The sequence below is a fragment of the Arthrobacter sp. P1_A5 genome (assembly GCF_056406825.1).
In genome coordinates, this window is the sequence record NZ_JBFTZL010000039.1 from 1 (window position 1) to 25,172 (window position 25,172).

The 25,172-nt window shown below is 66.9% G+C and carries 25 protein-coding genes, 1 pseudogene and 1 riboswitch; of the genes and pseudogenes, 15 read left to right on the plus strand and 11 right to left on the minus strand.

Annotated features, from left to right (window positions below):
- Positions 1–207: pseudogene (locus tag AC1D1S_RS08335) on the plus strand (hypothetical protein); the annotation flags it as partial.
- A gap of 123 nt (positions 208–330) precedes the next feature.
- Here AC1D1S_RS08335 and AC1D1S_RS08340 read toward each other — a convergent pair.
- Genes AC1D1S_RS08340 through acs form a run of 4 tightly spaced genes read right to left on the minus strand, consistent with a single transcriptional unit; the run spans position 331 to position 5,609 of the window.
- Positions 331–825 carry a CoA-binding protein gene (locus AC1D1S_RS08340; protein ID WP_243181441.1) on the minus strand — a complete coding sequence of 165 codons (495 nt, stop codon included), beginning with the start codon at positions 823–825 and terminating at the stop codon, positions 331–333.
- Complete coding sequence (locus tag AC1D1S_RS08345) at positions 825–2,165, minus strand: O-acetylhomoserine aminocarboxypropyltransferase/cysteine synthase family protein (protein ID WP_476994208.1); 1,341 nt, start codon at positions 2,163–2,165, stop codon at positions 825–827. The genes AC1D1S_RS08340 and AC1D1S_RS08345 overlap by 1 nt, the downstream gene beginning before the upstream one ends.
- Positions 2,165–3,373, minus strand: coding sequence for a dimethylsulfone monooxygenase SfnG (gene sfnG, locus AC1D1S_RS08350; protein WP_476994209.1), 1,209 nt, complete (start codon positions 3,371–3,373; stop codon positions 2,165–2,167). Before sfnG ends, AC1D1S_RS08345 begins: the two co-directional genes overlap by 1 nt.
- Positions 3,374–3,383: 10 nt before the next feature.
- Positions 3,384–5,609, minus strand: a complete 2,226-nt coding sequence (gene acs, locus AC1D1S_RS08355) for an acetate--CoA ligase (protein ID WP_476994210.1) — start codon at positions 5,607–5,609, stop codon at positions 3,384–3,386.
- 308 nt (positions 5,610–5,917) lie between these two features.
- Between acs and AC1D1S_RS08360 the strand changes: the two genes are divergently transcribed.
- The 12 genes from AC1D1S_RS08360 (at position 5,918) to AC1D1S_RS08415 (ending at position 15,382) form a co-directional block, all read left to right on the plus strand.
- Positions 5,918–6,343 (plus strand): CoA-binding protein, encoded by a 426-nt coding sequence (locus AC1D1S_RS08360; protein WP_028277991.1) that lies wholly within the window; start codon positions 5,918–5,920, stop codon positions 6,341–6,343.
- A 97-nt stretch (positions 6,344–6,440) separates the two neighbouring features.
- Positions 6,441–6,531, plus strand: a riboswitch (SAM riboswitch).
- Positions 6,532–6,670: 139 nt separating this feature from the next.
- Entirely contained in the window at positions 6,671–7,480 is an 810-nt protein-coding gene (locus AC1D1S_RS08365) for a methionine ABC transporter ATP-binding protein (protein ID WP_476994211.1), read from the plus strand.
- Entirely contained in the window at positions 7,473–8,138 is a 666-nt protein-coding gene (locus AC1D1S_RS08370; protein ID WP_018776122.1) for a methionine ABC transporter permease, read from the plus strand. Before AC1D1S_RS08365 ends, AC1D1S_RS08370 begins: the two co-directional genes overlap by 8 nt.
- Positions 8,139–8,184: 46 nt before the next feature.
- Complete coding sequence (locus tag AC1D1S_RS08375; RefSeq protein WP_476946020.1) at positions 8,185–9,627, plus strand: LLM class flavin-dependent oxidoreductase; 1,443 nt, start codon at positions 8,185–8,187, stop codon at positions 9,625–9,627.
- Between the two features lie 32 nt (positions 9,628–9,659).
- Entirely contained in the window at positions 9,660–10,529 is an 870-nt protein-coding gene (locus AC1D1S_RS08380; RefSeq protein ID WP_476994212.1) for a MetQ/NlpA family ABC transporter substrate-binding protein, read from the plus strand.
- Positions 10,530–10,556: 27 nt separating this feature from the next.
- Positions 10,557–11,819 carry an acyl-CoA dehydrogenase family protein gene (locus tag AC1D1S_RS08385; protein WP_476994213.1) on the plus strand — a complete coding sequence of 421 codons (1,263 nt, stop codon included), beginning with the start codon at positions 10,557–10,559 and terminating at the stop codon, positions 11,817–11,819.
- Positions 11,820–11,880: 61 nt separating this feature from the next.
- Entirely contained in the window at positions 11,881–12,291 is a 411-nt protein-coding gene (locus AC1D1S_RS08390) for an MmcQ/YjbR family DNA-binding protein (RefSeq protein WP_028277995.1), read from the plus strand.
- On the plus strand, positions 12,288–12,842 hold the full coding sequence (locus AC1D1S_RS08395; protein ID WP_476994214.1) for a DUF1990 family protein: 555 nt from the start codon (positions 12,288–12,290) through the stop codon (positions 12,840–12,842). Before AC1D1S_RS08390 ends, AC1D1S_RS08395 begins: the two co-directional genes overlap by 4 nt.
- 14 nt (positions 12,843–12,856) lie before the next feature.
- Entirely contained in the window at positions 12,857–13,459 is a 603-nt protein-coding gene (locus tag AC1D1S_RS08400; protein ID WP_476994215.1) for a hypothetical protein, read from the plus strand.
- A gap of 79 nt (positions 13,460–13,538) precedes the next feature.
- A complete protein-coding gene (locus tag AC1D1S_RS08405; protein WP_079555298.1) occupies positions 13,539–13,856 on the plus strand; it encodes a putative quinol monooxygenase in 318 nt (105 codons plus the stop codon).
- A gap of 151 nt (positions 13,857–14,007) precedes the next feature.
- Complete coding sequence (locus AC1D1S_RS08410) at positions 14,008–14,301, plus strand: DUF503 domain-containing protein (protein ID WP_028277999.1); 294 nt, start codon at positions 14,008–14,010, stop codon at positions 14,299–14,301.
- Between the two features lie 139 nt (positions 14,302–14,440).
- Positions 14,441–15,382 carry a hypothetical protein gene (locus tag AC1D1S_RS08415; RefSeq protein ID WP_476994216.1) on the plus strand — a complete coding sequence of 314 codons (942 nt, stop codon included), beginning with the start codon at positions 14,441–14,443 and terminating at the stop codon, positions 15,380–15,382.
- Between the two features lie 141 nt (positions 15,383–15,523).
- On the opposite strand, the gene purL is transcribed toward AC1D1S_RS08415, so the two are convergent.
- From purL to purS, 3 genes are read right to left on the minus strand one after another with little or no spacing between them, the layout of a single operon-like run.
- A complete protein-coding gene (gene purL / locus AC1D1S_RS08420; protein ID WP_243181452.1) occupies positions 15,524–17,857 on the minus strand; it encodes a phosphoribosylformylglycinamidine synthase subunit PurL in 2,334 nt (777 codons plus the stop codon).
- Positions 17,854–18,612 (minus strand): phosphoribosylformylglycinamidine synthase subunit PurQ, encoded by a 759-nt coding sequence (purQ, locus tag AC1D1S_RS08425; RefSeq protein ID WP_243181453.1) that lies wholly within the window; start codon positions 18,610–18,612, stop codon positions 17,854–17,856. The genes purL and purQ overlap by 4 nt, the downstream gene beginning before the upstream one ends.
- A gap of 1 nt (position 18,613) precedes the next feature.
- Entirely contained in the window at positions 18,614–18,865 is a 252-nt protein-coding gene (gene purS / locus AC1D1S_RS08430) for a phosphoribosylformylglycinamidine synthase subunit PurS (RefSeq protein WP_018776110.1), read from the minus strand.
- Positions 18,866–19,140: 275 nt separating this feature from the next.
- Here purS and AC1D1S_RS08435 point away from each other — a divergent pair, with 275 nt between their 5' ends.
- Positions 19,141–19,326: a hypothetical protein gene (locus AC1D1S_RS08435; protein WP_028278002.1), complete on the plus strand. Its 186-nt coding sequence runs from the start codon at positions 19,141–19,143 to the stop codon at positions 19,324–19,326.
- 331 nt (positions 19,327–19,657) lie between these two features.
- Complete coding sequence (locus AC1D1S_RS08440) at positions 19,658–22,798, plus strand: S8 family serine peptidase (protein WP_476994217.1); 3,141 nt, start codon at positions 19,658–19,660, stop codon at positions 22,796–22,798.
- Between the two features lie 90 nt (positions 22,799–22,888).
- Here the strand turns inward: AC1D1S_RS08440 and AC1D1S_RS08445 are convergent, their stop codons facing one another.
- From AC1D1S_RS08445 to AC1D1S_RS08460, 4 genes are all read right to left on the minus strand, one after another.
- Positions 22,889–23,269 (minus strand): serine protease inhibitor, encoded by a 381-nt coding sequence (locus AC1D1S_RS08445; protein WP_476994218.1) that lies wholly within the window; start codon positions 23,267–23,269, stop codon positions 22,889–22,891.
- Positions 23,266–24,246, minus strand: a complete 981-nt coding sequence (locus AC1D1S_RS08450; protein WP_476994219.1) for a 3-methyladenine DNA glycosylase — start codon at positions 24,244–24,246, stop codon at positions 23,266–23,268. Before AC1D1S_RS08450 ends, AC1D1S_RS08445 begins: the two co-directional genes overlap by 4 nt.
- Complete coding sequence (locus AC1D1S_RS08455) at positions 24,215–24,796, minus strand: SSI family serine proteinase inhibitor (RefSeq protein WP_243181456.1); 582 nt, start codon at positions 24,794–24,796, stop codon at positions 24,215–24,217. The genes AC1D1S_RS08450 and AC1D1S_RS08455 overlap by 32 nt, the downstream gene beginning before the upstream one ends.
- 27 nt (positions 24,797–24,823) lie before the next feature.
- Positions 24,824–25,172 (minus strand): MarR family transcriptional regulator (locus AC1D1S_RS08460; RefSeq protein WP_476994220.1); only part of this gene is annotated, 349 nt, incomplete at its 5' end.

The window sequence follows — 25,172 nt, forward strand, 5'->3', positions numbered from 1 at the left end:
CACGCGCCCCCCGCCACGCCGCCCGCCGTCGGCCGCGACGGCATCCTGCCGACCCCCGGGCAGCGGCCCGGGGGGCCGGGGCTGCCCGGATCACCCGACCTTCCGGGCGGCGGCGGAAACGCAGGCAAGGATCTGCCGCGCGTTCCGGGCCACATCACGCCAACCCTGCCGGGCGTCGTTCCGACCAAGGCCCCCGGCCAGCCATAAGCCGCCCTTAAATTCCTTTGTTAACCCGGTTGCGCTATCACTTAGGGCGGTTCTGAACGCTCAGAATGACCCAAAGTGATAGCGCAACGGGTTGAGTGGCAGGTGGGTTGGCGGCGGCTGGAGTTAGGCCAGGACCTGCCGCTTCGAAGAGATGACGCCGGTGTTGAATCCGGCCAGGTGCAGGCCGCCGTGGAACCGGGCATGCTCAATCTTCACGCAGCGGTCCATCACGACGTCGAGTCCGGCGGCCTCGGCCTCCTTGGCAACGTCCTCGTGCCAGGAGCCCAGTTGCAGCCAGAGGGTCTTGGCGCCGGCGGCAATGGCCTCGTCCAGGACGCCGGGCAAGTCGCCGTGCTTGCGGAACACGTCCACAATGTCCGGGCTTTCCGGCAGGTCCGCGAGCGACGCATACGTCGGCTGACCGAGGATTTCCTTCACCACCGGGTTCACGAAATAGACCTTGTACCGGGTGGAGGACTGCAGATAGGTGGCCACGAAATAGCTCGCGCGCGAAGGCTTGTCGGAAGCGCCCACAATCGCGATCGACTTCGCCTGCCGCAGCAGGTTCAGGCGCTCCGGCGCCGAGGGGCCGGTCCAGGTCCGTTCTTCAACACTCATCAGTTCGCTCCGATCGTGCAGGCTTCAGCCTCTGGGGATGCATCCGGGGCTGCTGCTTCCGAGGCGGCGTCCAGCGCCTGGTCCAGGTCCCAGAGGATGTCATCGATGTCCTCGAGGCCCACGGAGATGCGGACAAGGTCCTCGGGAACACCTGCCGACTCGAGCTGTTCGGGGCTCAGTTGCTGGTGGGTGGTGGACCCGGGGTGGATGACCAGGGTCCGGGAGTCGCCCACATTGGCCAGGTGCGAGGCCAGCTGCAGGGACTCGATGAACTTCTGCCCCGCGGCCCGGCCGCCCTTGACGCCGAAGGAGAACACCGAGCCCGGACCCAGCGGCAGGTATTTCTGCGCCCGCTCGAAGTGCGGGTGCGAGGGCAGGCCGGAGAAGTTCACGTAGGCCACGCGCTCGTCCGCTTCCAGCCATTCGGCCACAGCCTGGGCGTTCTTCAGGTGCTCGTCGAGGCGCTGGGGGAGCGTTTCCACGCCCTGCAGCAGCTGGAACGCCGACTGCGGGGACAGTGCGGGTCCGATGTCGCGCAGCTGTTCGCAGCGCAGCTTGGTGAGGAACCCGTACTCGCCGAAGTTCCCCCACCAGGAGACGTTGCCGTAGGAGGCCACGGGCTCGGTCATGGTCGGGAAGTTGCCGTTGCCCCAGTCGAAGCGGCCGCTTTCGACGATCACGCCGCCGAGGGTGGTGCCGTGGCCGCCGAGGAACTTGGTGGCGGAGTGGATCACGATGTCCGCCCCGTGCTCGATCGGCCGCACGAGGTAGGGCGTGCTCAAGGTGGCGTCGACGACGAGCGGGACGCCGGCGTCGTGCGCCACCTTCGCGAGTGCCGCAAGGTCCTGGACTTCCGAGGACGGGTTGGCCACCACTTCCACGAAGATCGCCTTCGTGTTTTCCCGGACTGCGGCAGCGTAGTCCGCCGGATCGGTGCCGGCGACGAATGTGGTGTCCACGCCGAAGCGGCGCAGCGTGACGTCCAGCTGGGTCACCGTGCCGCCGTAGAGCTGGGAGGCGGCCACGATGTGGTCCCCGGCCTGGGTCAGCGCGGCAAAGGTGATGAACTCCGCCGCCATGCCCGACGACGTCGCCACGGCGCCGATTCCGCCCTCCAGGGAGGCGATGCGCTCCTCGAACGCGGCCACGGTGGGGTTGCCGATCCGGGAATAGATGTTGCCGTATTTCTGCAGCGCGAAGAGGTTCGCGGCGTCCTGGGTGTCCTTGAACACGAAGGAGGTGGTCTGGTAGATCGGCACGGCGCGGGCGCCGTGCGCGGCGTCGGGGGTGCCGCCGGCGTGCAGCGCACGGGTGCGGAATCCGAACTTGCGGTCAGCCATTACGCGTTCACCAGCTTGCTGGTAGTGCCGGCGTTTGCCGCCGGGGTCCGGGACAGGTCCAGTTCGGTGCCGTTCTTCCGGGCGAGGTCGGCCTCGAGTTCGCGGACGATGGGCAGGATGTCCTGGCCGAACGCGGCGACTTCCTCCTGGAAGTGCAGGTAGCCGGTCAGGAACAGGTTCACGCCGATCTTCTTGTACGCCACGATCCGCTCGGCGATCTGCTCCGGGGTGCCGATCAGCTGCGTCTTGAAGCCGTCGTTGTACTGGACCAGGTCCTCGAAGCTCGAGTCGGCCCACATGCCCTTGCCGTCCTTGGTGGACGCCCCGGCTTCCTGGACGGCGGCGCGGAACCCCTCCACGGCGGGCTTGTGCGCCTTCTCGACGATCTCGCGGAGGGTGTCGCGGGCTTCTTTCTCGGAATCCCGGGCGATCACGAAGCCGTTCAGGCCAAACTTGGGGGAGGGGAGGGCACCTTCCGGGCCGCGACCGGCGGCACCTGACGCCGCCACCACACCGGCGATGTTCTCCTTGAACCCGTCGAGGTCCTTGCCGTTGGAGAAGTACCAGTCAGCCACCCGTCCGGCGGTGGCCTGCGCGGCCGTGGAGTTGCCGCCGAAGAAGATCTCCGGGTGCGCCCGGCCCGGCACGTCCACCGGTGCCGGGTTCAGGGTGAAGTCGGTGATGTTGTAGTACTTGCCGGACTGGCTGTAGTCCTGCTCGGTCCAGAGCCCGCGGAGGACCTTGATGAATTCCTCGGTGCGGACGTAGCGCTCGTCGTGTTCGAGCCATTCGAGGCCGAAGTTGGTGAATTCGTCCTTGAGCCAGCCGGAGACGATGTTTACGGCGGCGCGGCCGTTGGAGATGTGGTCCGCGGTGATGATGTACTTCGCCAGCACGCCGGGGTGCCACATGCCCGGATGGACGGCGGAGATCACCTTGAGGCGCTCGGTGGCGGCCAGCAGCGCCAGGCTGAACGAGGTGGCCTCGTGCTGCTTGTCCGCGCCGTAGGAGGCGGCGTACCGGGTCTGGGTCAGGGCGTATTCGAAGCCGGAGTTCTCCGCGATCCTGGCCAGCTTCTTGTTGTATTCGAAGTCCCAGCCGGTGCGCTGTTCGATGGTGGACACCACCAGGCCGCCGGAGACGTTGGGGACCCAGTAGGCGAACTTGAGCGGTTCGGAAAGACGGGCGACGTTGCTGATCTCAGTCATGGGTGTTCCTTTACTTCCGGGTGGGGCTTGCTGTTGCCAGGAATTCCGCGGCGCGGTCGCGCAGCACATCCTGGATGCCCGCGATGGATGGTTCGTTCTGCAGCGAGGTGGTGTCGCCGAGCGTTGTGCCTTCGAACAGCTGGGTCAGCAGCCGGCGCATGATCTTGCCGCTGCGGGTTTTCGGCACGTCGGGAACGACGACGACGTCCCGCGGCTTGGCGATCGGCCCGATCTGCTTCGCGACGTGCGCCTTCAGCGCACCCTGGATGTCGGGGGTGGCCGCCGAATCCTTCAGCACCACGAACGCGACGATCGCGTGGCCGGTCTTCGGGTCCGCGACCGGGCAGACGCCGGCCTCCACCACGTCCGGGTGGGTGACGAGCGCCGATTCGACCTCGATGGTGGAGAGCAGGTGTCCGGAGACGTTGAGGGTGTCGTCCACCCGCCCGAGGATCCAGATGTCGCCGTCGTCGTCATACTTGGCGCCGTCACCGGCGAGGAACCAGCCCTGCTCGGCGTATTGGCGCCAGTACGAATCGAAGTAGCGGCGCGGGTTGCCCCAGACCGTCCGGGCGATCGCCGGGCCGGGGGAGTCCACCACGATGAAACCCTGGACGCCGGGCGGCACCGTATTGCCGGCGTCGTCCACGATGCGCGTGCTGACGCCGGGCAGCGGGCGGGCCGCGCAGCCGGGCTTGAACGCGGCGTCCGTCGGTGCCGGGGAGAGGATGGTGGCGCCGGTTTCGGACTGCCACCACGTGTCCACCACGGGGGCGGTGCCGGCGCCGATATTGGTCCGGAACCAGCGCCAGGCCTCGGGGTTGATGGCCTCGCCCACCGTGCCGAGGAGACGGATGGAGGAGAGGTCGTACGTGTCCGGGACGCCGTCCGGGAACCAGCCCATGAGGGAGCGGACCAGGGTGGGCGCGGTGTAATACTGCGTGACCCCGTACCGTTCGATGATCTCAAAGTGCCGGCCCGGGTGCGGGGTGTTGGGCGTGCCCTCGAAGATGACCTGCGTGGCGCCGTTGGAGAGCGGGCCGTAGAGCTCGTAGGTGTGCGCGGTGACCCAGGCGAGGTCGGCCGTGCACCAGTGCACGTCCTTCTCCCGCAGCGCAGGGTCGGGGTTGCTGAACAGGTGCTCGAAGCTCCATGACGCCTGTGTGAGGTACCCGCCGGAGGTGTGGACCAGGCCCTTGGGCTTGCCGGTGGTGCCGGAGGTGTACATGATGAACAGCGGCGTCTCGGCGTCGAACGCCTCGGCTTCGTGAGTCTCGGAGGCCCGCCCGACGGCGTCGTGCCACCACACGTCGCGGCCGGCGGTCATCGGGACGGTGTCCAGCTCGTCCGCGGGAGTGGTCCGGTTGACCACCAGGACGTGTTCGATGGCGTTGTCGCCGGCGACGGCGGCGTCCGCGTTGTCCTTGACCGGCACGGCGGTGCCGCGGCGGAACTGGCCGTCGGTGGTGACCAGGAGCTTGGCGCCGGTGTCCTCCACCCGGAACTTCAGGGCCTCGGCGGAGAACCCGCCGAAGACCAGGGAATGGATCGCGCCGATCCGGGCCACTGCGAGGGTGATGATCACGGTTTCGGGGATGACGGGGAGGTAGATGACCACCCGGTCGCCCTTGGTGATACCGAGATCCAGGAGGGCATTGGCGGCTTTGGAAACCTCGCGCTGGAGTTCGGCGTAGGTGACGGCGCGGCGGTCGCCGGGCTCGCCCTCAAAGTGCAGGGCCACCTTGTCTCCACGCCCCGCCGCTACGTGGCGGTCGACGCAGTTGTAGGCGACATTGAGCCTGCCCCCTTCGAACCAGGTGATCTGCGGTCCGGTGCCGGCCACGACGTCGGCAGGGACCCGGCGGTGCGCGGTGTGCCAGGGCTTGGTTTGCTCCGTTGCGCCGCCAGGCAGGTCCGCCCAGTCGAGGCGGAGAGCCTGGGTTTCCCAGAACGCAACCGTCTCTGCCTGGACAGTACCCGCGGTCGCGGCGGCGCCGTGCCGGGGAGGGTGGTCTCCGGAGGTGGTGCTGCGGTGACGCGCCGGCCCGTCGGCGGGGACGCCGTGCACTGCGCCGTCCGTGGGCTCGTTCAGGGACCATCCCGAAGAGCCGCGAGAGGAGCCGGGCGCGTCACGCAGCCCTGCTTCGTTCGCCGTCGCGTCCGAAGTGGTTTGTGGGAATGCCTCGGACGCAGTCCGGGCAAAGGTGGGCAGAGCGGAAGAATTCTCAGGGGTCATTGCTGCACTCCATCGGTCCTGGCAGTAGCACCCCTTGGTTGCTCCGGCGCCCTCGAATATCACCGAAGGAGGGCGGAGCGGTTGCGTGGGAATGGTCGTCTCACGTCACCGGGGGGTTGCTGCGGCGTCATCGATCCAGGTCTCTCGGCCGCTCGGGATGGTCACTACCTACTAGAACTTCAGATGCACGATTCCGCAAAATCGGCGTGCGGGAGCGCCGTAATATTCGTTCACCCGGCATGCGTCCGGCCCAAATCATTCATTTATTCGAGAATTGTCCGGAAAGGTCGCAGGAGTATGGTTGATGCATGGCCCATGTTAACGATCCGGCAGTCATTGACCGCCTCATGCGAACCAAAGGCACGTGGGCGGTGGTCGGCCTCACCACCAACGAATGGCGCTCGGCGTATGAGGTCTCCCTCTATGTCCGGGACCGGATGGGCATGGAAATCATCCCGGTCAACCTGCCCGGCGACGACGTCCACGGCGAGAAGGGGTACCGTTCCCTGACTGACATCCCGGCGGAGAAGCACCCGATCGACGTCGTGGACTGCTTCGTCAACTCCCACAGGGTGGGCGCAGTCATAGACGAGGCCATCGCGGTAGGTGCCAAGGCCGTCTGGCTGCAGCTGGGCGTCTTCGATGACGCCGCGACGGACCGCGCGAAGGCCGCCGGGCTGGACGTCGTCGTGAACGCGTGCCCCGCCCGCGAAGGCTGGCGCGTGGGCATCTGACGGCCCGGGAATGACGATCAACAGATCGGGAAGAGTCGGTTACAAAATGTGACCGGCTTTTTCCGTATCCGGCCTCATGCCGTGTGAGATGGACTCGTAACCATCCCGAGCGGCTGAGAGATCTGGCTCCGTGACGCCGCAGCAACCCCCTCCTTTGAGGACGGTGCTACCGCCAGGACCGATGGAGAACCACTGTGTTCTGAGGCTCCCCGGCTTCGCTCAGCGCTGCCCGGAAGCCAGGACCCAGGGCTTTCCTCGGGCGAGCCCGGAGGAAATCATGAACACGCAGACAGCGGCAGCGCCGCGGCCCCGAGCAGGTGGGGGCCTGTGATCGAGATCCAGAACGTCAGCACGTCATTCGCCTCGGCCGCGGGACCTTTCACGGCCGTCGATGACGTCAGCCTGCACATCAGGCGGGGCACCATCCAGGGCATCATCGGGTTCTCCGGCGCCGGCAAATCCACGCTGCTGCGCAACATCAACCTCCTCGAGCGCCCGACGTCGGGCCGCGTCCTGGTGGACGGCTTGGACCTGGTGACCCTGTCCGACGCCGAGCTGCGGACCAAGCGGCACGACATCGGCATGATTTTCCAGCACTTCAATCTCCTCAACAACCTCACAGCCCAGGAAAATGTGGAGCTGTCCCTGAAGTTCGCCGGCGTGGGGAAGGCGGAACGCCGGCGGCGGGCCGCCGAAACCCTGGAAATCGTGGACCTCGCCGACAAAGCGGGAACGTATCCGGCCAAACTCTCCGGGGGCCAGAAACAGCGGGTGGCGATCGCCCGCGCCCTCGCCACCGGGCCCAAAGTGCTGCTCTGCGACGAGCCGACGTCGGCCGTGGATCCCCGGACGACGTCATCGGTCCTGCAGTACCTGGCCGACGTCAACGCCGAATTCGGCATCACAATCGTGGTGGTCACCCACGAGATGAATGTCATCAAGGCCATCGCGGACAACGTCGCGGTCATGGAAGAAGGCCGGGTCGTGGAGCAGTTCGACCTCGCCGAACTCCAACGCCCCGGCTTCCACCCGGCGACGTCGATCGGCCGCTACCTGGTCTCCGATGAGATCCAGCTGGACCGCTCCGGGAGGGGCACCCACACCACAGCCGCGTCGGAGGGCCTGATCAATGTTTGACCGCATCCTGGAAGTCCTGCCCGAAATCGGCGTCGCCATGGGGCAGACCCTCACCATGCTGCTGGTGGCCATCCCGCTGGCGGTGCTGCTCGGGACACCGCTGGGTGTCCTGCTCTACACCATCGGTCCCAACGGGCTCAAGCACAGGCCAAAGCTGCACCGGGTCCTGGACGGGCTGGTCAACCTGCTCCGCTCGTTCCCGTTCCTGATCCTGCTGATCGCAATCATTCCCGTGACCAGGTTCATTGTCGGCACGACCATCGGCACGGCCGCCGTCATTGTCCCGCTGACCCTCAACGCCATTCCGTATTTCGCCCGCTTCGTGGAACAGAACCTGAGCCAGCTCGGCGGCGGAGTGGTCGAAGCGGCACGGTCCATGGGCGCCAGCCGGTCCCAGATCGTCCGGGACGTCCTGATTGTGGAGGCGAAGCCCGGACTCGTCAGCTCCATCACCATCATGACCGTCAGCTTCATCTCCTACTCGGCGATGGCCGGCCTGGTGGGCGGCGGCGGAATCGGCGACTTCGCCATCCGGTACGGCTATTACCGCTACGAGACACCGCTCATGATCACCGCCATAGTCCTGATGATCCTGCTGGTCACCATCGTTCAGCTGGGCGGATCCTATGTTGCCCGGCGCCTGGACAAGCGCCTCTGAGCGCCGGCAGCACCCTCGTCCCACCTCCCACAGCGGAAAGCACCCCATGACTTCAACACCCAGTACCCGTTTCGACGGACCCCGCCCCCGCCTGCTGATCAGCGCCTTCGTGATGAACACGTCCAGCCACATCATGGGCGGCCAGTGGCGGCGCCCGGAAGCCCAGCAGCACCGGTTCAACGAACTCCAGCTCTGGATCGACCTGGCCCGCCAGCTCGAAGACGCCAAGTTTGACGCGATCTTCTTCGCCGACGTCGTCGGTCTCTACGGCGACTACGACGGCGGGTGGGCATCGCTGCTGAAAAAGGGCCTGCAGGTGCCGTCCAACGACCCCCTCATCCTGCTCTCCGCGCTCGCCACCGGAACGCGGGAGATCGGACTGGCCGCGACGTCGTCGGTGATTCAGAGCCACCCGTTCCAGTTCGCCCGGCAGATGTCCACCCTGGATCACATCAGCGACGGCCGGGTGGCCTGGAACATCGTCACCAGCGTGCTGGAAAACGCGCACCGGAACTTCAACGCCACCGAGCTGACCAGGCATGACGAACGCTACGACTGGGCGGACGAATACGTCGAGGCCGCCTACAAATTGTGGGAAGGATCCTGGGAGGACGACGCGCTGCTCCGGGACAAGGCGACCGGAGTCCACGCGGACCCGGAGAAAGTCAGCAAGATCTACCACCGCGGACCCCGGTACTCGATCGACGGACCCCACCTCGCGGCCCCTTCGCCGCAACGCACCCCGGTGCTTTTCCAGGCCGGGAGCTCCGGCCGCGGCCAGCAGTTCTGCGCCGCCAACGCCGAGGCCACCTTCACCCTCGCGCCGAGCACCGAGGTGGCCGCGAAGTACACCGCGGCCGTCCGGGAACAGGCCGTTGCCGCCGGCCGCCATCCGGATGACGTGAAGTTCCTCCAGGGCATGCACTTCGTGGTGGGCGGCACCGAAGCCGAGGCGCACCGCAAGGCCGATGAGCTCGAGGACAGCCTGGACATTGAGGCCCTGCTGGCCCACGTGGGCGGCGGGTTCGGCGTCGACCTCGGCGGCCTGCCGCTGGACACCCCGCTCGGGGACCTTGAAACGGAAGGCAGCCAGGGACATCTCACGGCCATCCGCGCCTCCGTCCGCGGCGGCAACCCCACCCTCCGCGACATTGCGCTCTACCGCAGCCGGGCCAACCGGGTGGTGGGAACGCCGGACCAGATTGCCGACCGTCTCGAGCAGTGGCAGGACGCCGGAATCGACGGCATCAACATCATCAACCAGACCATCCCCGGCTCCTACACCGACTTCATCGACGGGGTGCTGCCGGAACTGCGCAGCCGCGGCCTCGCCCAGACCGGCTACGCGCCGGGAACCCTGCGCGAGAAGCTCTTCGGCGCCGGGCCGCGGCTCAACGGACGCCACCCCGCCGCGGCCTTCCGGGGAGCCTTCACCGAATTCTCCGCGGCGGCCGAAAACCAGCCCGCCAGCGTTACCGCCCAGTCATAGCTCAGCGCGAACCACCACAAAGGACCAAGACCATGCAGCGTAGAAATTTCCTCAAATATGCCCTCGCCGGCGCCGGTGCGGTCTCCGCCGCGGCACTGACCGGCTGCGGCCTCACCAACCCCGGCGGTGCCGGCGCCAGCGGCGGCAAGACGATCAAGATTATCGTCACCGAGTCCGCCCCGTACCAGGAACCGACCAAGCTGGCCCAGAAGCTGCTCGCGGCCCAGGGCTGGACCCTGGAACCCACGTACGTCACGGACATCATCCAGCCCAACCTGGCCGTGGCCAACGGCGAATTCGACGCCAACTTCTTCCAGCACAACGCCTACCTGAAACAGTTCAACCAGGACAAGGGCCTGGAGAACGTGGGACTGTTCTACGTCTACAGCGCCCCGGGCGGCATCTGGTCTGACAAGTACAAGTCCCTGAACGAGCTCCCGGACGGCGCCAAGATCGGCATTCCCGTGGACCCGGCAAACAACGGCCGTGCCCTGTTCATGCTGCGCGACGCCGGGCTGCTGGAGCTCTCCGACGCCACCGTGATCCACACCTCGCAAAAGAACATCACGGCCAACCCGAAGAAGCTGCAGTTCGTGGAAGTGGACCAGCAGTCCCTCGCCAAGACCCTTCCCGATGTCGACGCCGGCTTCCTGGTCGCCCGGATGGCCGCCGATGCCGGGCACAGCAAGGACGACGCACTGGCCTTCGAAACGGATGCGGACCAGGTCCCGTTCCGGATCGTGGTTGCCGGGCGGAAGGATTTTGCCGGGTCGGAGAAGGCCGCGGCCCTCAAGGCCGCCTTCCAGTCCCCGGAGGTCAAAGCCTGGTTTGCCAGCTACCAGAAGGGCATCCTGCCCACCCCCTGGGACCAGGACCCCGCCCCCGACGCCGCCAAGCTCTAGCCCGGCCACCAGCAACCAAGGGAACGCATGTCCTACGCAGCAGAGACCACAGCCCCCGCAGCACACTCAGCACCACCAGCACCGTCGGCCGAAGCCGCCTACGAGAGGTTGGCGCGGCGTTTCCGGCCCGTGTTTGCCCGGATCGCGGAGGGCGCGCTGGCCCGCGAACAGGACCGGGTCCTGCCCTTCGAACAGGTCCGCTGGCTGAACGAGGAAGGCTTCGGCCGGCTGCGGGTGCCCACGGAACACGGCGGCGACGGCATCGGCTTCGAGCCCTTCTTCCGGCTGCTCATCGAACTCGCCGAGGCGGATTCCTCCGTGGCCCACCTCTACCGCTCGCACTTCGCGTTCGTGGAAACCGTCGGCCTGGAATCCGAGGACTTCCGCAACCGCTGGTACCCGAAAGTGGTGGCCGGCGAGATCTTTGGAAACGCCGCCACGGAGAAATCCGGCAATGTCCTCGGCACCACCGGAACCAAGCTGACGCGCCAAGCCGGGGACTGGCTCCTGAACGGCAGGAAGTACTACACCACCGGCACCATCTTCGCCGAGTGGATTGCCGTCATGGCCACCACCGAAGGCGTGGAGGGCCGCCAGTACGCCGTGGTCAGCACCACCCAGCCCGGAGTGGAAATAATCGACGACTGGGACGGGTTCGGCCAGCAACTGACCGGCACCGGCACCACGATTTTCCGGGACGCCGTGGTGCCGGACACCAACATCATCCGGCGTTCGGAATCCACCACGCACGAGCCGGCCTTCTTCCAGCTGGTCCTGCTCGCCGTCCTGGCGGGCATCGGCCGGGCGGCGCTGGCCGACGCGAGGGCGCTGGTCCGCGACCGCAAGCGCACCTTCAACACCGGCTCCGGCAAACTGTTCCGCCACGACCCGCTGATCCTGCAGCTCGTCGGCCAGCTCTCGGCCAAGGTCTTCGCGGCGGAATCCGTGGTGCTGGCCGCCGCCCGGGAGCTCGACGCCGGCGCGGACCAGAACCTGGACCTCACCCCGGAACAACGCTACGTCCGCGGCGAGATCGCGGTGGAAAAGGCGCAGCTGCTGGTGCCCGAACTCGTCCAGTCCGCGGCCCAGCAGCTCTTCGACGCCACCGGGGCATCCGCCACGTCGAAGTCGAAATCGCTGGACCGGCACTGGCGCAACGCCCGGACCGTTTCCACCCACAACCCCGCCGTGTTCAAGGCCCGCACCGTGGGCGACTACGAAGTCAACGGCACCGCTCCCGAAGGGCTGCACAGCATCGGCGACGCCCGCACCGCCGCGCAGGCAGGGTGAGGCAGGCCGCAGCCGGATAGCCCGCGCGGCCGGGCAGGCCGCAGCCGGATAGGCTCGTGCCATGGACGTTGCCACCCTCCGCGAGATCTGCCTGAGCTTCCCCGGTGCGTTTGAGGACTTTCCCTTCGGGCCGGAGACATCGGTCTTCAAGGTGCGGGCACGGATAGCCGGCGGCACGAGGCAGGACGCCAAGATGTTCGCGGCGTCGGCCATGGACCCGGCCGACTGGTCCGTCAGCCTCAAATGCGAGCCGGCCCTGGCCGAACAGCTGCGGGCCATCCATCCGGAAATCACCGGCGCCTGGCATATGAACAAAACGCACTGGAACGGGGTCCGGCTGGACGGATCGTTGCCGGACGACATGATCCGGGACATGGTGGAGGATTCGTACGACCTGGTGGTCGCCTCGTTCAGCCGGAAGCAGCGGGAACAGCTGGGCTGGGCGGGACTCGCCAGGGGCGAGGACACATGAGCGGTGATCCCGGTGCCGGCGCGCGGGACGGGCTGAACTATCCGCGCATTGGCTCCACTGAGCACGGCCAGGCGCCGGCGGGCTTTCCCTGCCTGGTGTCCCGGGCATACCTCGGCGACGGCCCGGCTTTGTACCGGAGGGTGGCGCAGGGGATTCTGACCTGGCAGCTGCAGAAACGCTCCGGGCTGCGCGTCCACACCGACTCCGACGCCGTCGCGCCCGGCGCGCGCGTGGTGAGCGGATACGGCGTCGGACCCTTCCGGATCAACGCGCCCTGCGAGGTGGTGTGGGTACGCCGGCCCGTGCCCGGCGACGGGCCGCAACGAGCCGGGTTCGGGTACGGCACACTGCCCGGTCATCCCGTGCGGGGCGAGGAGGCCTTCGAAGTGGAGATCGACGCCGCCGGGCGGGTGTTCCTGAAAATCACGGCCTTCAGCCGGCCGTCCAACTGGTTCTACGCGACCGGCCGCGCCCTCACGGGACGGGCACAACGGCATGTCACTTCCCGCTACATTGGGAGTGCACACGAACTGGCCGCAGGTGAAAGCTGATCAGGAGCCGAAGGATGCTGGAACAGAAAACCCTTGACCAATTGTGGAACTTCGACGACCCCGCCGGGTCCGAAGCCCGGTTCCGGGCGGCGGCCGCAGATGAACGCTACGACGCCGACGAACGTGCCGAGCTCACCACGCAGCTGGGACGGGCCATCGGGCTACAGGGCCGCTACGAGGAAGCCGACGCCCTGCTGGATGCGGTCGATGCCGACGAGCCCACCGTGGCCGTCAGGGTGCTGCTGGAACGCGGCCGGGTGCTCAATTCCAGCGGCCACCCCGAGATGGCCGTGCCGCTGTTTGAACAGGCGGCCGAACTTGCTGACTACCTGGTCGAGGAATTCCTGGCCGTTGACGCGCTGCACATGCTCGCCATCGCCGACTCCGCCCACGCCGAGACCTGGACCAGAAGCGCGCTGGAGTACGCCTCCACGGTCCACGATGAGCGGACCAAACGGTGGGTGGTTTCGCTGCACAACAACGTCGGCTGGACGCTGCATGACGCCGGCCGGTGCACCGAGGCGATGGTGGAGTTCCAGCTCGCCGAACAGTGGGCCGACCGGATCGGCACGCCGCGGCAGCAGGAACTGGCCCGCGAGGCCATCAAGGCCTGTTGACGCGGCAAATGCCATGTGGCCCGGCGTTGTCATTCTGGAAGAATGGAACCTCCGGAAAACCAATGAAAGGCTTCAACAAATGATCTTCATCGTCGTCAAATTCAAGGTCAAGCCGGATTGGTCGGAGCGCTGGCTGGGACTCGTGAACGATTTCACCCAGGCCACCCGCCAGGAGCCCGGCAACCTGTGGTTCGACTGGTCCCGCAGTGTGGAGGACCCCAACGAATTCGTCCTGGTTGAGGCCTTCAAGGATGACGCCGCCGGGGCCCACGTGAACAGCGCCCACTTCAAGCAGGCCATGGCGGACATGCCTCAGGCCCTGGCCGAGACGCCCAGGATCATCAGCCGGCAGCTCGACGGCGACGGCTGGGACCGGATGGGCGAGCTCACCATCTAACCCCGTCTCACCCCGTCTCACCCCGTCGATTGCTCCGTAACGGCCCTTTTGAGGCCTCAAAAAGGCCGTTACGGAGCAACCGACGGCAGGGTTCCCTGGCCGAGCTTGCGAGGCGAGGGGGCCGGTGGCGAGCAATGGATAGGCTTATGACATGTGGATCGGCTGGATTGAGTTCGACATCCTTCTGGGCGACGTTCACAGCCTGAAGGAGAAGCGCTCTGTGGTGCGCCCGCTCCTGGCGGAGCTGAAGCGCCGCTTTGATGTCTCCGTGGCCGAGGTCGGCGATCATGAGCAGCACCGGCGCACGCAGTTGGGCGCCGGCCTGGTGGCAGCAGACCGGGCACACGTCGTGGAGGTGCTGACCGGCGTCGAACGCTTCGTGGCGGCCCGGCCCGAACTCGAACTCCTCAGCGCACGGCAACGGGAGCTCCGCAGCGACGACTGACCCCGCGGATTGCTCCGCCAACCCCCGTCGATTGCTCCGTAGTCGCCCTTTTGAGGCTCCATAACGGCACTTATGGAGCAGTCGATGGGCGTTGTGGATAACTTCTGCAGCGTCGACGCCGAACTGGTCTGATGAAGCCATGAAGACCGCGCGTCCGCTGCCGGACGATTTCCAGCGACGACCCTTTACCGTCGTCGAAGCGGCAGCGGCTGGTGTGTCACTAAAAAGGCTCCGCCACCAGTCCCTGGCCGCGCTGGGCCGGGGAATCCGTGTGCAAAGCCCGACGCCGGGGCTTCCCTTGTGCGTGCGAGTGCGGCCTTTCATTGAGGTCAATGAGCGATGCGCCGCGTCGCACCTCACCGCGGCGGAGCTTGGTTCGCTTCCGGTGCGGCAGCAGAAGGAGGCACCACCGATGTACCACGTGATCAGGCCCGAGGGCGCGGCCCATCTCAACCGGCCACACGTCATCGTCCACCGCATGAAGCTCTACGACGACGAAATCACGCTGCTGGACGGGATCCCCATCACCACCCCGGAGCGGACCTGGCTGGATCTAGCCGAAATGTTGACCGTAGACCAACTCGTTGTGGCCGGCGACAGCTGCGTTCGGATGCCCAGACCTGAGCTCGAGGGCAGGGAGGCGCCGCTCTGCAGCCTTCAGGACTTGCAGCGGATGATCGACCGCCACAAGGGAAAACGCGGAATCCGCAAGGCGAAGGAAGCCATCGCCCTCATTCGCGTGGGCTCCGATTCGCCGCAGGAGTCGTTGCTGAGGCTGGCCATAGTCCGGGCCGGCCTTCCGGAACCAGAGCTGAACGTGCCGATCATCGACGATGCAGGAACCCGGCACCACGAACCCGACCTGTCCTATCGGAAATACAGAATCGGCGCCGAGTACGAGGGCGAACTCCACGGTGAGGAGGGCCAGATCGTCCGGGACATCGCCCGTTCGGAGAAGTACACGGACCTCGGTTGGACCGAGGTCCGGATCTCCAAGCGGCATATGCACGATGATGCCAAGGCCGCGGTGGCCAAGGTCCGTGCCGCACTCCTGCAGGCGGGCTGGCGGCCCGGCCGTTAACGAACGATTGCTCCGCAACTGCCGTTTTGAGGGTTCAAAAGGGCAGCTGCAGAGCAATCGATGGAACTAGGGTGGCGGTGGGTGGGCCCACGCCGCCAGGGTTCCCTGGCCGAGCTTGCGAGGCTAGGGTGGCGGTGGGGACTAGCCGAAGTACTTCGGCAGGGTCGCCTCGTGGGCTTCGCGGAGCGCGTCGAGGCTCATGGTCTCGACGCCGTTGATCTCCAGCGTGCCGCCCTCGGCGTCCACCACACCGATCCGGACGTGCGCGAAGCCGCGGGCGGTGCACATGTCCGTGAAGCGGATTTCCTCCGAGCGGGGCACAGCGACGACGGCGCGGCCCTGGGTTTCGGAGAACAGCGCCGTGAACAGGTCCACGCCGTCGCGGTCCAGGACGTCCTGCAGGGCGATCCGGGCGCCCACGCCGTAGCGCAGGGACGACTCCACGAGGGCCGCGGCGAGGCCGCCTTCGGAGAGGTCGTGGGCGGAATCCACCATGCCGTCGCGGGAGGCGTTGATCAGGATCTGGCCCAGTTCGCGCTCGGCGTCGAGGTCAACCTTCGGCGGCAGGCCGCCCAGGTGTCCGCGCATGTTCGACCATTCCGAACCGTCCAGCTCTGCCGCCGTCGTGCCCAGCAGGTAGATGGCCTGGCCGTCTTCCTTCCAGCCCGACGGCGTGCGGCGGGCGACGTCGTCGAACTTGCCCAGCACAGCCACCACGGGGGAGGGGTGGATGGGGGTGGTCCCGGTCTGGTTGTACAGCGAGACGTTGCCGCCGGTGACCGGGATGCCGAGGACCATGCAGGCGTCGGACAGGCCGCGGATGGCTTCGGCCAGCTGCCACATGACGTCGGGGTCCTCGGGGGAGCCGAAGTTCAGGCAGTCGCTGACGGCCATCGGCACGGCGCCTGAGGTGGCGACGTTGCGGTAGGCCTCGGCCAGGGCCAGCTGAGCGCCGTGGTACGGGTCCAGGTAGGTGTAGCGGCCGTTGGCGTCGGTGGCCAGGGCCACGCCCAGGCCGGTTTCCTCGTCCACCCGGACCACGCCGGCGTCGTCCGGGAACGCCATGGCGGTGTTGCCGCCGACGTAGCGGTCGTACTGCTTGGTGATCCAGGACTTGTCGCACATGTTCGGGGAGGCGACGAGTTCGGTGATGGCGGCGGCCAGGTCCGCCGGGGCGGAGGGACGGCCAGCGTCCTGCACGGACCCGGTGAAGGAGTCGGCCTGGACGGCGTCCTGCCATTCGGGGCGGGCATAGGGTCGGTCGTAGACCGGGCCGTCGTGGGCCACGGTGCGCGGGTCGACGTCGACAATGACCTCGCCTTCCCACGTGATGATGAGGCGGCCGGTGTCGGTCACCTCGCCCAGCCAGGAGTACTCCACCGCCCACTTGTCCATGACCGCTTCAAACGCGGCGATGTTCTCGGGGGTAACCACGGCCATCATGCGTTCCTGCGACTCGGACATCAGGATTTCGCCCGGGGTCAGGGTGGGGTCGCGGAGCAGGACGGAGGTCAGCTCGACTTCCATGCCGCCGTCGCCGTTGGAGGCGAGCTCGGAGGTGGCGCAGGAAATGCCGGCGGCGCCGAGGTCCTGGATGCCCTCCACCAGGGATCCCTTGAACAGCTCCAGGCAGCAYTCGATCAGGACCTTCTCGGCGAACGGGTCGCCCACCTGGACSGCRGGGCGCTTGGACGGCTTGGTGTCATCGAAGGACTCCGAGGCCAGCACGGAGGCGCCGCCGATGCCGTCGCCGCCGGTGCGSGCACCGAACAGCACCACCTTGTTGCCCTTGCCGGAGGCGTTGGCGAGGCGGATGTCCTCGTGGCGCATCACGCCGACCGCCAGCGCGTTCACCAGCGGGTTGCCCTGGTAGACGGAGTCGAAGACCATTTCGCCGCCGATGTTGGGCAGGCCCAGCGAGTTGCCGTAGCCGCCGATCCCTGCCACGGCGCCGTGCATGACGCGGGCGGTGTCCGGGTGGTCAATGGCGCCGAAGCGCAGCGGATCCATCACCGCTACCGGGCGGGCGCCCATGGAGATGATGTCGCGGACAATGCCGCCGATGCCGGTTGCGGCGCCCTGGTAGGGCTCCACGAACGACGGCGAGTTGTGGGACTCGATCTTGAACGTCACGGCCCAGCCGTCGCCCAGGTTGGTGACACCGGCGTTTTCGCCGATACCCACGAGCATGTCCTTCTTCATTTCCTCGGTCACCTTGTCGCCGAACTGGCGCAGGTGGTTCTTCGAGGACTTGTAGGAGCAGTGTTCGCTCCACATCACCGAGTACATGGCGAGTTCCGCGCCGGTGGGGCGGCGGCCCAGGACCTTGACGACCTCGTCGAACTCGTTCTGCTTCAGGCCCAGTTCGGCCCAGGGGAGTTCGGTGTCCGGGGTCTTGGCCGCGTTCTCGACGGTGTCGATGTTGAACTTCCGGGCGGTCTCCGCGGGTGCCGCTACTGCGGGTGTCTCCGTCATTTGTTGTCTCCCACGATCTTGTTCAGGACAGAGGTGAAGAACCCGAGGCCCTCGGTGCCGGAGCCGAGCTCGGGACCGAAGCCGGCCTCCACGGCGTGCTCGGGGTGCGGCATGAGGCCCACCACGTTGCCCGCGGCGTTGGAAATGCCGGCGATGTCGCGGCGGGAGCCGTTCGGGTTGAAGCCGACGTAACGGAACACAACGCGGCCTTCGGCCTCGAGCGCGTCCAGGGTCTTCTCGTCGGCGATGTACTGGCCGTCCTGGTTCTTCAGCGGCACGGTGATTTCCTGGCCGGCGGCGTAGTCCCCGGTCCAGGCGGTGGTGTTGTTCTCCACGCGCAGGACCTGGTCGCGGCACATGAACTTCAGGTGGTCGTTCTTGATCATGGAGCCGGGCAGCAGGTGCGACTCGGTCAGGATCTGGAAGCCGTTGCAGATGCCCAGCACGGGCAGCTTGGCCTCGGAATTGGCGGCGTCGATGATCTTGGACATCAGCGGCGCGAAACGGGCGATCGCGCCGGCGCGGAGGTAATCGCCGTACGAGAACCCGCCGGGAATCACGACGGCGTCAACGTCACCCAAGGTGGTGCCGGCGTGCCAGAGCTCCACCGGGGTGGCGCCGGCCAGACGGACCGCACGGGCGGCGTCGCGGTCGTCGAGGGTGCCGGGGAAGGTGACGACGCCGATCCTCGCACCAGCGAGCCTGGGGTTGGCGGCGACGGCGACGGCCTCGCCGATCAGGGGGAGTTCAGTCATCTCAGGCCTCAACGACCTCGACGTTGACGACGTCCTCGATGACCGGGTTGGACAGCAGGGTCTCCGCGGCGTCGCGGGCCTGGGCCAGGATCTCCTCGGTCACCTCGCCGTCGACCGTGAGTTCAAAGCGCTTGCCCTGGCGGACAGAGCTGAAAGCGGTGAAGCCCAGCCGGGGCAGAGCACCGACGATGGCCTTCCCCTGCGGGTCCAGAATCTCGGGCTTGGGCATGACGTCGACAACGATCCGGGGCATCCGGCAACTCCTGTGCGTGAGCGTTGGGTAAGGGCGCAGCGGAGTGGTGCCGTCTCACGCCGATCCGCTGTGTGTTGGACTGCCTGGTGAATGCAGCGTGAAAGGGCGCTCCGCGAGCTTGCATGCCCATTCTACCGGCCACCGCGCGTCCGGCCGTATTCACAGCCGGGAGTGTGAACGCGGCCTCCCCGGCGGGTCCTTGAGCTGGAGAAATGGCGTCGCGGGGGCGGCTGCGCCCTATGGCCGGGGCTGCCGCGGGTCAGTAGGATGTGCGCATGGCTGAGAAACCGAAATCCGTGGTGTTGTCTGTTGTGGCCGTCGCAGTGTTCGCCGGGCTGGGCCGGATGGTCCTGCAGAAGATCAAGGCCGACCGCGCGGCGAAGGCGACCAAGGTGGCCGGGCCCCTGGATGAGAAGACCCGCGCATGGATCAGCGACGTGGTCCGGACTCCGCGAAAGTAGGCCGCCAGTAAGCCAGTGTTGGGCCCGCGGTGGGCCCGCGGACCATGACGGGCCGGGTCCCCCCGCGCTGAGGTACCGCAGGGGTGCGGCCGCGCGGGCCGGAAGTACCAATTGACGCAGTTCAGCGACGTCCCCATCGCGTCGTGTCGTATTGCGTGACAAATTTTAAATACCCCTCAGTGACCTATGTCATATCTCGCTCTCAGTCTGTACTGTATGAATCGGCTGGTATCCGTGGGGGCTGGCCGGGCGACCGCCCGGTGAGTTCCCGCCAGTCCGTTGGGCCCGGCCTTGAAGCCGGGCCGTTCCTTTACGAAAGGTTCGAACACTCGTGACATCACCAGGAAAGAGCTTCCTTCGAAGCGGGGGACTCCGGAGGGCCGCGGCACTGACCCTGGGCTTGCCGGTTCTTCTGTCCAGCATCGCGATCGCCCCCGCCAATGCGGCCCCGGGGCAAGGCCTGGCCGTAGCCGGCGTCGCACAGAAGAATGTTGATCCGAATAACTACAAGGACGGCCGCTACATCGTTGTCCTGACCGAGAAAGCGGCAGCCACGTATGACGGCGGGACGGCCGGCATGCCGGCCACCAAGCCTGCGCCCGGCAAGAAGCTGGATGCCAACAAAGCTGAAGTGAAGAAGTACCAGGCACACCTGCAGCAGAAGCAGGCCCAGGTGGCCGGCAAGCAGGGCGTCAAGATCAATCGGCAGTTCACCGCCGCCCTCAACGGATTCAGCGCACACCTCACCGCGGATCAGGCCATCAAACTGGCCAAGGACCCCGGCGTGCTGACGGTTGCCCCTGACACGGAAAACGCTCCGGACTACTCCAGCACCGATTTCCTGAAGCTCAGCGGGGCCAACGGAACCTGGAACACGAAGTTCGGCGGCCAGAACGGCGCCGGCAAGGGCGTCGTCGTCGGCGTCATCGACACCGGATACACCCCGTCCAGTGCGTTTTTCGCCGGGGAAGAGGTCAAGCCCCTCGTCGGCCAGCCTGTCGTCGGTGTGCCGTACAGGACGGCGGACGGCAAGATCGCAATGCTCAAGTCCGACGGCGACACTTTTATCGGTGAGTGCCAGAAGGGCCAGGACTTCGACGGTTCTGCCTGTAACTCCAAGGTCCTGAGCGCTCACTACTTCGCCGAGGACTTCCTGCAGTTCGTGCCCCCGGCCGAGCGTGCTCCGGAAGAACTGCTGTCCCCGGTCGATGTCGCCAGCCACGGCACCCACACGGCCAGCACCTCGGCGGGCAACGCCAACGTCGAGACCTTCGTCGACGGGCGCAGCTTCGGCCTGACCAGCGGCATCGCGCCGGCCGCCAAGCTCTCCGTTTACAAGGTCTGCTGGGAAGACACCGACCCCAACACGGGCGGCTGCTACAGCTCCTCGTCCGTTGCCGCCGTCGAACAGGCCATCAAGGACGGCGTCGACGTACTGAACTACTCGATCTCCGGTTCTGCGACTTCAGTTATCGACCCGGTCTCGATTGCCTTCCTGAACGCTGCCTCCGCAGGCATCTTCGTCGCAGCATCGGCCGGAAACTCCGGTCCGACGGCGAGCACCGTCAACCACGGCGGCCCCTGGGTCACCACGGTTGCGGCCAGCAGCTTCTCCCAGGAGCTTCAGGGCACTGTTGAATTCGCAGACGGAACCAAGTTCCGCGGCGCCAGCATCATGAACAAGGAAGTCAAGGACGCCGGCGTGGTGCTGGCTGCCAACGCTGCCGCGGCGACCCCGCCGTCGAACCCCGCACTGTGCGGGCCCGGCACCCTGGACCCGGCGAAGGTCGCCGGCAAGGTCGTCGTCTGCGACCGCGGCGTTGTCGACCGCGTCGCCAAGAGCGCCGAGGTTGCCCGTGGTGGCGGCGTCGGCATGATCCTGGTGAACCTGAGCAATTCCTCGCTGGACACCGATCAGCACGCCGTCCCGACCGTCCACGTGAACCCGCCGGCCACCGCGGCCATCAAGGCCAAGGTAACCGCCGCCCCGGACATCAAGGTGTCCCTTGTTAACAAGGACACGACCGGACTGCCGCTGGAGGCGCAGCCGCAGATTGCCGGCTTCTCCTCCCGGGGCCCGCTGCTGGCCACCGACTCGGACCTGCTGAAGCCGGACGTCACTGCGCCGGGTGTTGCAGTCCTGGCCGGTGTGTCGCCGATTGGCGCTGACGGTGCAAAGTTCGGATTCCTGTCCGGCACCTCCATGGCGGCACCGCACGTTGCCGGTTTCGGCGCGTTGCTCCTGGGCAAGAACCCGAACTGGTCCCCTGCAATGGTCAAGTCCGCCATGATGACCACGGCAGGCAATGTGGTGAACGCCGACGGCTCCAAGAACACCGATGTCCTCGCCACCGGTGCCGGCCAGGTGGATCCGGCACGCATGGTCGATCCGGGTCTTGCCTACGACGCCAACGAAGAGGACTACTGGAAATTCATACAGGGTACGGGAATCAACCTAGGCCTGCCGTCCAGCATCCTGCCGCGGGACATGAACGTCCCGTCCTTCTCGCTGGGCAACCTCACCGGCAAGATCACCGTGACCCGGACCCTGACCGCTCTGACTCCGGGCGTCTACAAAGTCAAAGCCAATGTGCCCGGAATTCAGGTCAATGTGGCTCCGGCGGCCCTGAACTTCAAGGCCGCTGGCGAGAAGAAGACCGTCAAGGTCAGCTTTGAGAACAAGAGCGCTGCCCTGGGCAAGTTCGCCATGGGCTCACTGAGCTGGGAGGGTGCAGGCAAGACCGTCACCTCGCCGATCGCAGTCCGGCCGCAGTCTGTCGTCGCCGCGAAGGATGTCTTCCTTAGCACCGAATCCGGCACGGGCTCGGGCGACATCAGCGTTGTGTCGGGCACCAACTCGCCCGTCAACATGACGCTGGACGGCCTGTCCAAGGCGGATTCTTCTGCCGTGGAACTGGTTCCCGGCCCGTTCGCGGGCCGTGCCGATGCCTCGACGTTCGTCAAGACTGTGAACGTCCCGGCGGGTGCTCCGCTGGCCAAGTTCTCGGTCATCTCCTCTGACCCGGCCTCGGACTTCGACATGTGGGTGGTCACGCCACAGGGCGTCGAGCAGGTGGCGACGTCGTCGTCCAGCGAGACGCTCTCGATTGCTGATCCCGTTGCAGGCTCGTACACGATCTACGCGAACCTGTACTCCAGCCCGGGCGGCAAGGCCACGAAGGCAAGCGTTGATGCCGCGGTTCTCGGTGCCAACGAGAACAATGCGACCATCACGCCGAACCCTCTGGTGCTGCCGAACGGTGAAACAGGCAAGATCACGCTGAACTGGACCGGCCTGAAGCCCGGCTCCTACATTGGACGGATCACCTTTGCCGGTGCCAGCGAGCCGACGTTCGTCACCGTCGTCGTGAACGCTGCAGGAGCTGCCTCGGTGGCGCCGACCTCGGAAGGCGCGGCCGCGCAGTCCAAGTTCCAGCACCCGGAGCTTGAGCGCCCCAACAACGCCATCTAGGCGCGGCTCAACCCGATAGCAGAGGCAATGGCCGGCGGTTCGCACCGCCGGCCATTGCTGTCTCGTGACGCCTGCGAGGTTCCGCGTGGCTCAGATTGCGCCGGTGGAGCCTGCAACCCCGCCCAGCAGCGGCGCCATGGCACGCCAGCGGGCGATCTCGCAGCCATCGGTGCGGCTGAACGTGCTGTGGACTTCCCGGCCCAGGAACCAGCCGGTCACCACGGCGACCTGCGGACCCCCGTACTGCTGCGTGCACATCTTCGGCGGTCCCGGCTTGGGAAAGAAGATGTCCTCGCCGTGCTGCGTAACCGCCGCGAGGGCGGCCGCCGAATCCGGCAGCGTGGACGCGGGGGCGACGCTGCCGCCGTCGGCCGCCAGGCGGAAGGTGTACTCCAGCGCTTCCGGGGCCTCCGTCAGCCGGACGGTGAGATCGATGTCGTGGTGGCTGTGACGCTCGTGAGTGGCGGTCATTGCTGTCCTTCCGTGCGTTCGGGGGCAGGGCCGGAACCAATCGACTGGAACAGGGGAGCGAGCTCCTGCAACAGCCGCTGCCGCAGTACTTGTGATTCGGCTGAAAAAGCCCGCTGGTGCTCAACATACGCCGCTTTGCCCTCGGGCGTTTCGATCCTGATGGCGGGATAACCCCACTCTTGCAAGTCGTACGGCGACGCCCGCATGTCCATGGCCCGGATCCGCCACGATAGTTCGAAACAGTCCATGACGAGCTCGCTGGGTAGCAACGGGGACAGCTTGTAGGCCCACTTGTAAAGGTCCATGTTGGCGTGCAGGCAACCCGGCTGCTCCATGGCGCGCTGGTTCTCCCGGCTGGGAACCATACTGTTCAGCGGAACGGCGTCCGGGGTGTAGAAGCGGAAGGCGTCGAAGTGCGAGCACCGGATCCGGTTCTCCTCCACCACCTCGTCGGTGCGCCCGGACCCGAGCCGCAGCTGCAGGTACTCGTGCCGGAGATCGAACTTGTCCTGCCGGTAGACCATTGCCCACTCGTGCAGCCCGAAGCAGCCGAACTGGGCCGGCCGCGCGGCAGTCCCGGCCAGGATGATCCCTGCGAACTGCAGTGCCTCCCGGCGCTCCCTCAGGAAGGCGTCGGCGTCGACCGTCACAGCCGGCGACTCCGCCGGCAGCCCGGCGGCCGCGAGTTCTGCGGCGTCGGCCGCGCGGTAATACTTCCACCCGGTCCGCGCCTCAGCCTCGGGGCCGGAGAGCACGACGCCGGCGCCCGGGTGCCAGCGCAGCAGCTGTCCGGGCTTCTGGGTGTAGTAGGTGAAGAGGAAGTCCTCCACCGGGTGCTTCCGGCCGGCGGAGCGCCGCTCAAGGTAGGGGTCCGCGTAGCGGCGGACACGTTGGACGTGGGCCGCCTGGCGCGGCAGCCACTCTTCCTGCTGGAGGTGCAAGGGCTTAGCTCGCCCCGCCGGATGAGCCCAGAACATCTTTGGCGGCGTTCCAGGCGGCGATTTCACAGCCGTTTGTCAGGCTGAAGCTCGCCTGAACCGCCCTGCCATCCACGACGCCGGTGACGGTGGCCACCTGCGGGCCGCCGTACTGCTGGGTGCAGGTCTGGTTCTTGGCGGGCGGGGCGGGGCTGAGGATGGCCGGGTTGTTCTTGATGGCGATGCATGCGGCGGCGGCGTTGGGGTGCTGGCTTTCGGCCGCAGGAACCCCGTTTTGGCAGACCAGCGTGAAGTTGGCCGCGGTGCCGGTTTCGTTCGGCTTGACCATGATGGCGAGTTCGGCGTTGCCCTTGCCCGGTCCGGACGGCAGCGGGACCGCGGAGGGCGACGGGGCCGGTGACGTCGTCTCCGTCTCCGGCGACGGCGAGCCCGACGGCGCTGTGGGTGACGGGCTGGAGGGGGTGCCCGACGTCGTGCTGGGGGAGGGGGAAGGTGTGGGCCCGCCATTCGGCGTGCAGGCGGCCAATCCGGCCACGGCCATCAGGACGGCCGCCAGGACAAGTGCCGGGCGGCCCGATTGCGTGCGCATCAGCAGTCCTCCTCTGTTTTGCCCAGTCTACCGCCGGGGCACGTCGTCCGGGCCGGGCCGTGTGGCGGCGATCAGGTCCATCATGGTGGCGTGCAGCTGGCCGACCTGTTCACGCGTCAGGCCCAGCCGGGCCATCATAATGCCCGGGACTTCTGTGGCCTGCTCCCGAAGGGCGGCCCCGCGCGGCGTCAGCCGGACATCCAGGGTGCGCTCGTTGCCTTCCATCCGCTGGCGGGTGATGAAGCCTGCCGTCTCGAGCCGGCGCAGCAGCGGCGAGATGGTTGCCGGCTCCTGGGCCAGGGCGTCGCTGATGTCGCGGACCGACCGCGGGCTCGCTTCCCACAGGCACAACATGACGAGGTACTGCGGGTGGGTC

What these genes read in the sequence shown, in the direction of transcription:
- AC1D1S_RS08340 (WP_243181441.1), bottom strand. Translation starts at nt 825, where the DNA reads ATGAGTGTTGAAGAACGGACCTGGACCGGCCCCTCGGCGCCGGAGCGC.
- AC1D1S_RS08345 (WP_476994208.1), bottom strand. Translation starts at nt 2,165, where the DNA reads ATGGCTGACCGCAAGTTCGGATTCCGCACCCGTGCGCTGCACGCCGGC.
- sfnG (WP_476994209.1), bottom strand. Translation starts at nt 3,373, where the DNA reads ATGACTGAGATCAGCAACGTCGCCCGTCTTTCCGAACCGCTCAAGTTC.
- acs (WP_476994210.1), bottom strand. Translation starts at nt 5,609, where the DNA reads ATGACCCCTGAGAATTCTTCCGCTCTGCCCACCTTTGCCCGGACTGCG.
- AC1D1S_RS08360 (WP_028277991.1), top strand. Translation starts at nt 5,918, where the DNA reads ATGGCCCATGTTAACGATCCGGCAGTCATTGACCGCCTCATGCGAACC.
- AC1D1S_RS08370 (WP_018776122.1), top strand. Translation starts at nt 7,473, where the DNA reads ATGTTTGACCGCATCCTGGAAGTCCTGCCCGAAATCGGCGTCGCCATG.
- AC1D1S_RS08375 (WP_476946020.1), top strand. Translation starts at nt 8,185, where the DNA reads ATGACTTCAACACCCAGTACCCGTTTCGACGGACCCCGCCCCCGCCTG.
- AC1D1S_RS08380 (WP_476994212.1), top strand. Translation starts at nt 9,660, where the DNA reads ATGCAGCGTAGAAATTTCCTCAAATATGCCCTCGCCGGCGCCGGTGCG.
- AC1D1S_RS08385 (WP_476994213.1), top strand. Translation starts at nt 10,557, where the DNA reads ATGTCCTACGCAGCAGAGACCACAGCCCCCGCAGCACACTCAGCACCA.
- AC1D1S_RS08390 (WP_028277995.1), top strand. Translation starts at nt 11,881, where the DNA reads ATGGACGTTGCCACCCTCCGCGAGATCTGCCTGAGCTTCCCCGGTGCG.
- AC1D1S_RS08395 (WP_476994214.1), top strand. Translation starts at nt 12,288, where the DNA reads ATGAGCGGTGATCCCGGTGCCGGCGCGCGGGACGGGCTGAACTATCCG.
- AC1D1S_RS08400 (WP_476994215.1), top strand. Translation starts at nt 12,857, where the DNA reads ATGCTGGAACAGAAAACCCTTGACCAATTGTGGAACTTCGACGACCCC.
- AC1D1S_RS08405 (WP_079555298.1), top strand. Translation starts at nt 13,539, where the DNA reads ATGATCTTCATCGTCGTCAAATTCAAGGTCAAGCCGGATTGGTCGGAG.
- AC1D1S_RS08410 (WP_028277999.1), top strand. Translation starts at nt 14,008, where the DNA reads ATGTGGATCGGCTGGATTGAGTTCGACATCCTTCTGGGCGACGTTCAC.
- AC1D1S_RS08415 (WP_476994216.1), top strand. Translation starts at nt 14,441, where the DNA reads ATGAAGACCGCGCGTCCGCTGCCGGACGATTTCCAGCGACGACCCTTT.
- purQ (WP_243181453.1), bottom strand. Translation starts at nt 18,612, where the DNA reads ATGACTGAACTCCCCCTGATCGGCGAGGCCGTCGCCGTCGCCGCCAAC.
- purS (WP_018776110.1), bottom strand. Translation starts at nt 18,865, where the DNA reads ATGCCCCGGATCGTTGTCGACGTCATGCCCAAGCCCGAGATTCTGGAC.
- AC1D1S_RS08435 (WP_028278002.1), top strand. Translation starts at nt 19,141, where the DNA reads ATGGCTGAGAAACCGAAATCCGTGGTGTTGTCTGTTGTGGCCGTCGCA.
- AC1D1S_RS08445 (WP_476994218.1), bottom strand. Translation starts at nt 23,269, where the DNA reads ATGACCGCCACTCACGAGCGTCACAGCCACCACGACATCGATCTCACC.
- AC1D1S_RS08450 (WP_476994219.1), bottom strand. Translation starts at nt 24,246, where the DNA reads ATGTTCTGGGCTCATCCGGCGGGGCGAGCTAAGCCCTTGCACCTCCAG.
- AC1D1S_RS08455 (WP_243181456.1), bottom strand. Translation starts at nt 24,796, where the DNA reads ATGCGCACGCAATCGGGCCGCCCGGCACTTGTCCTGGCGGCCGTCCTG.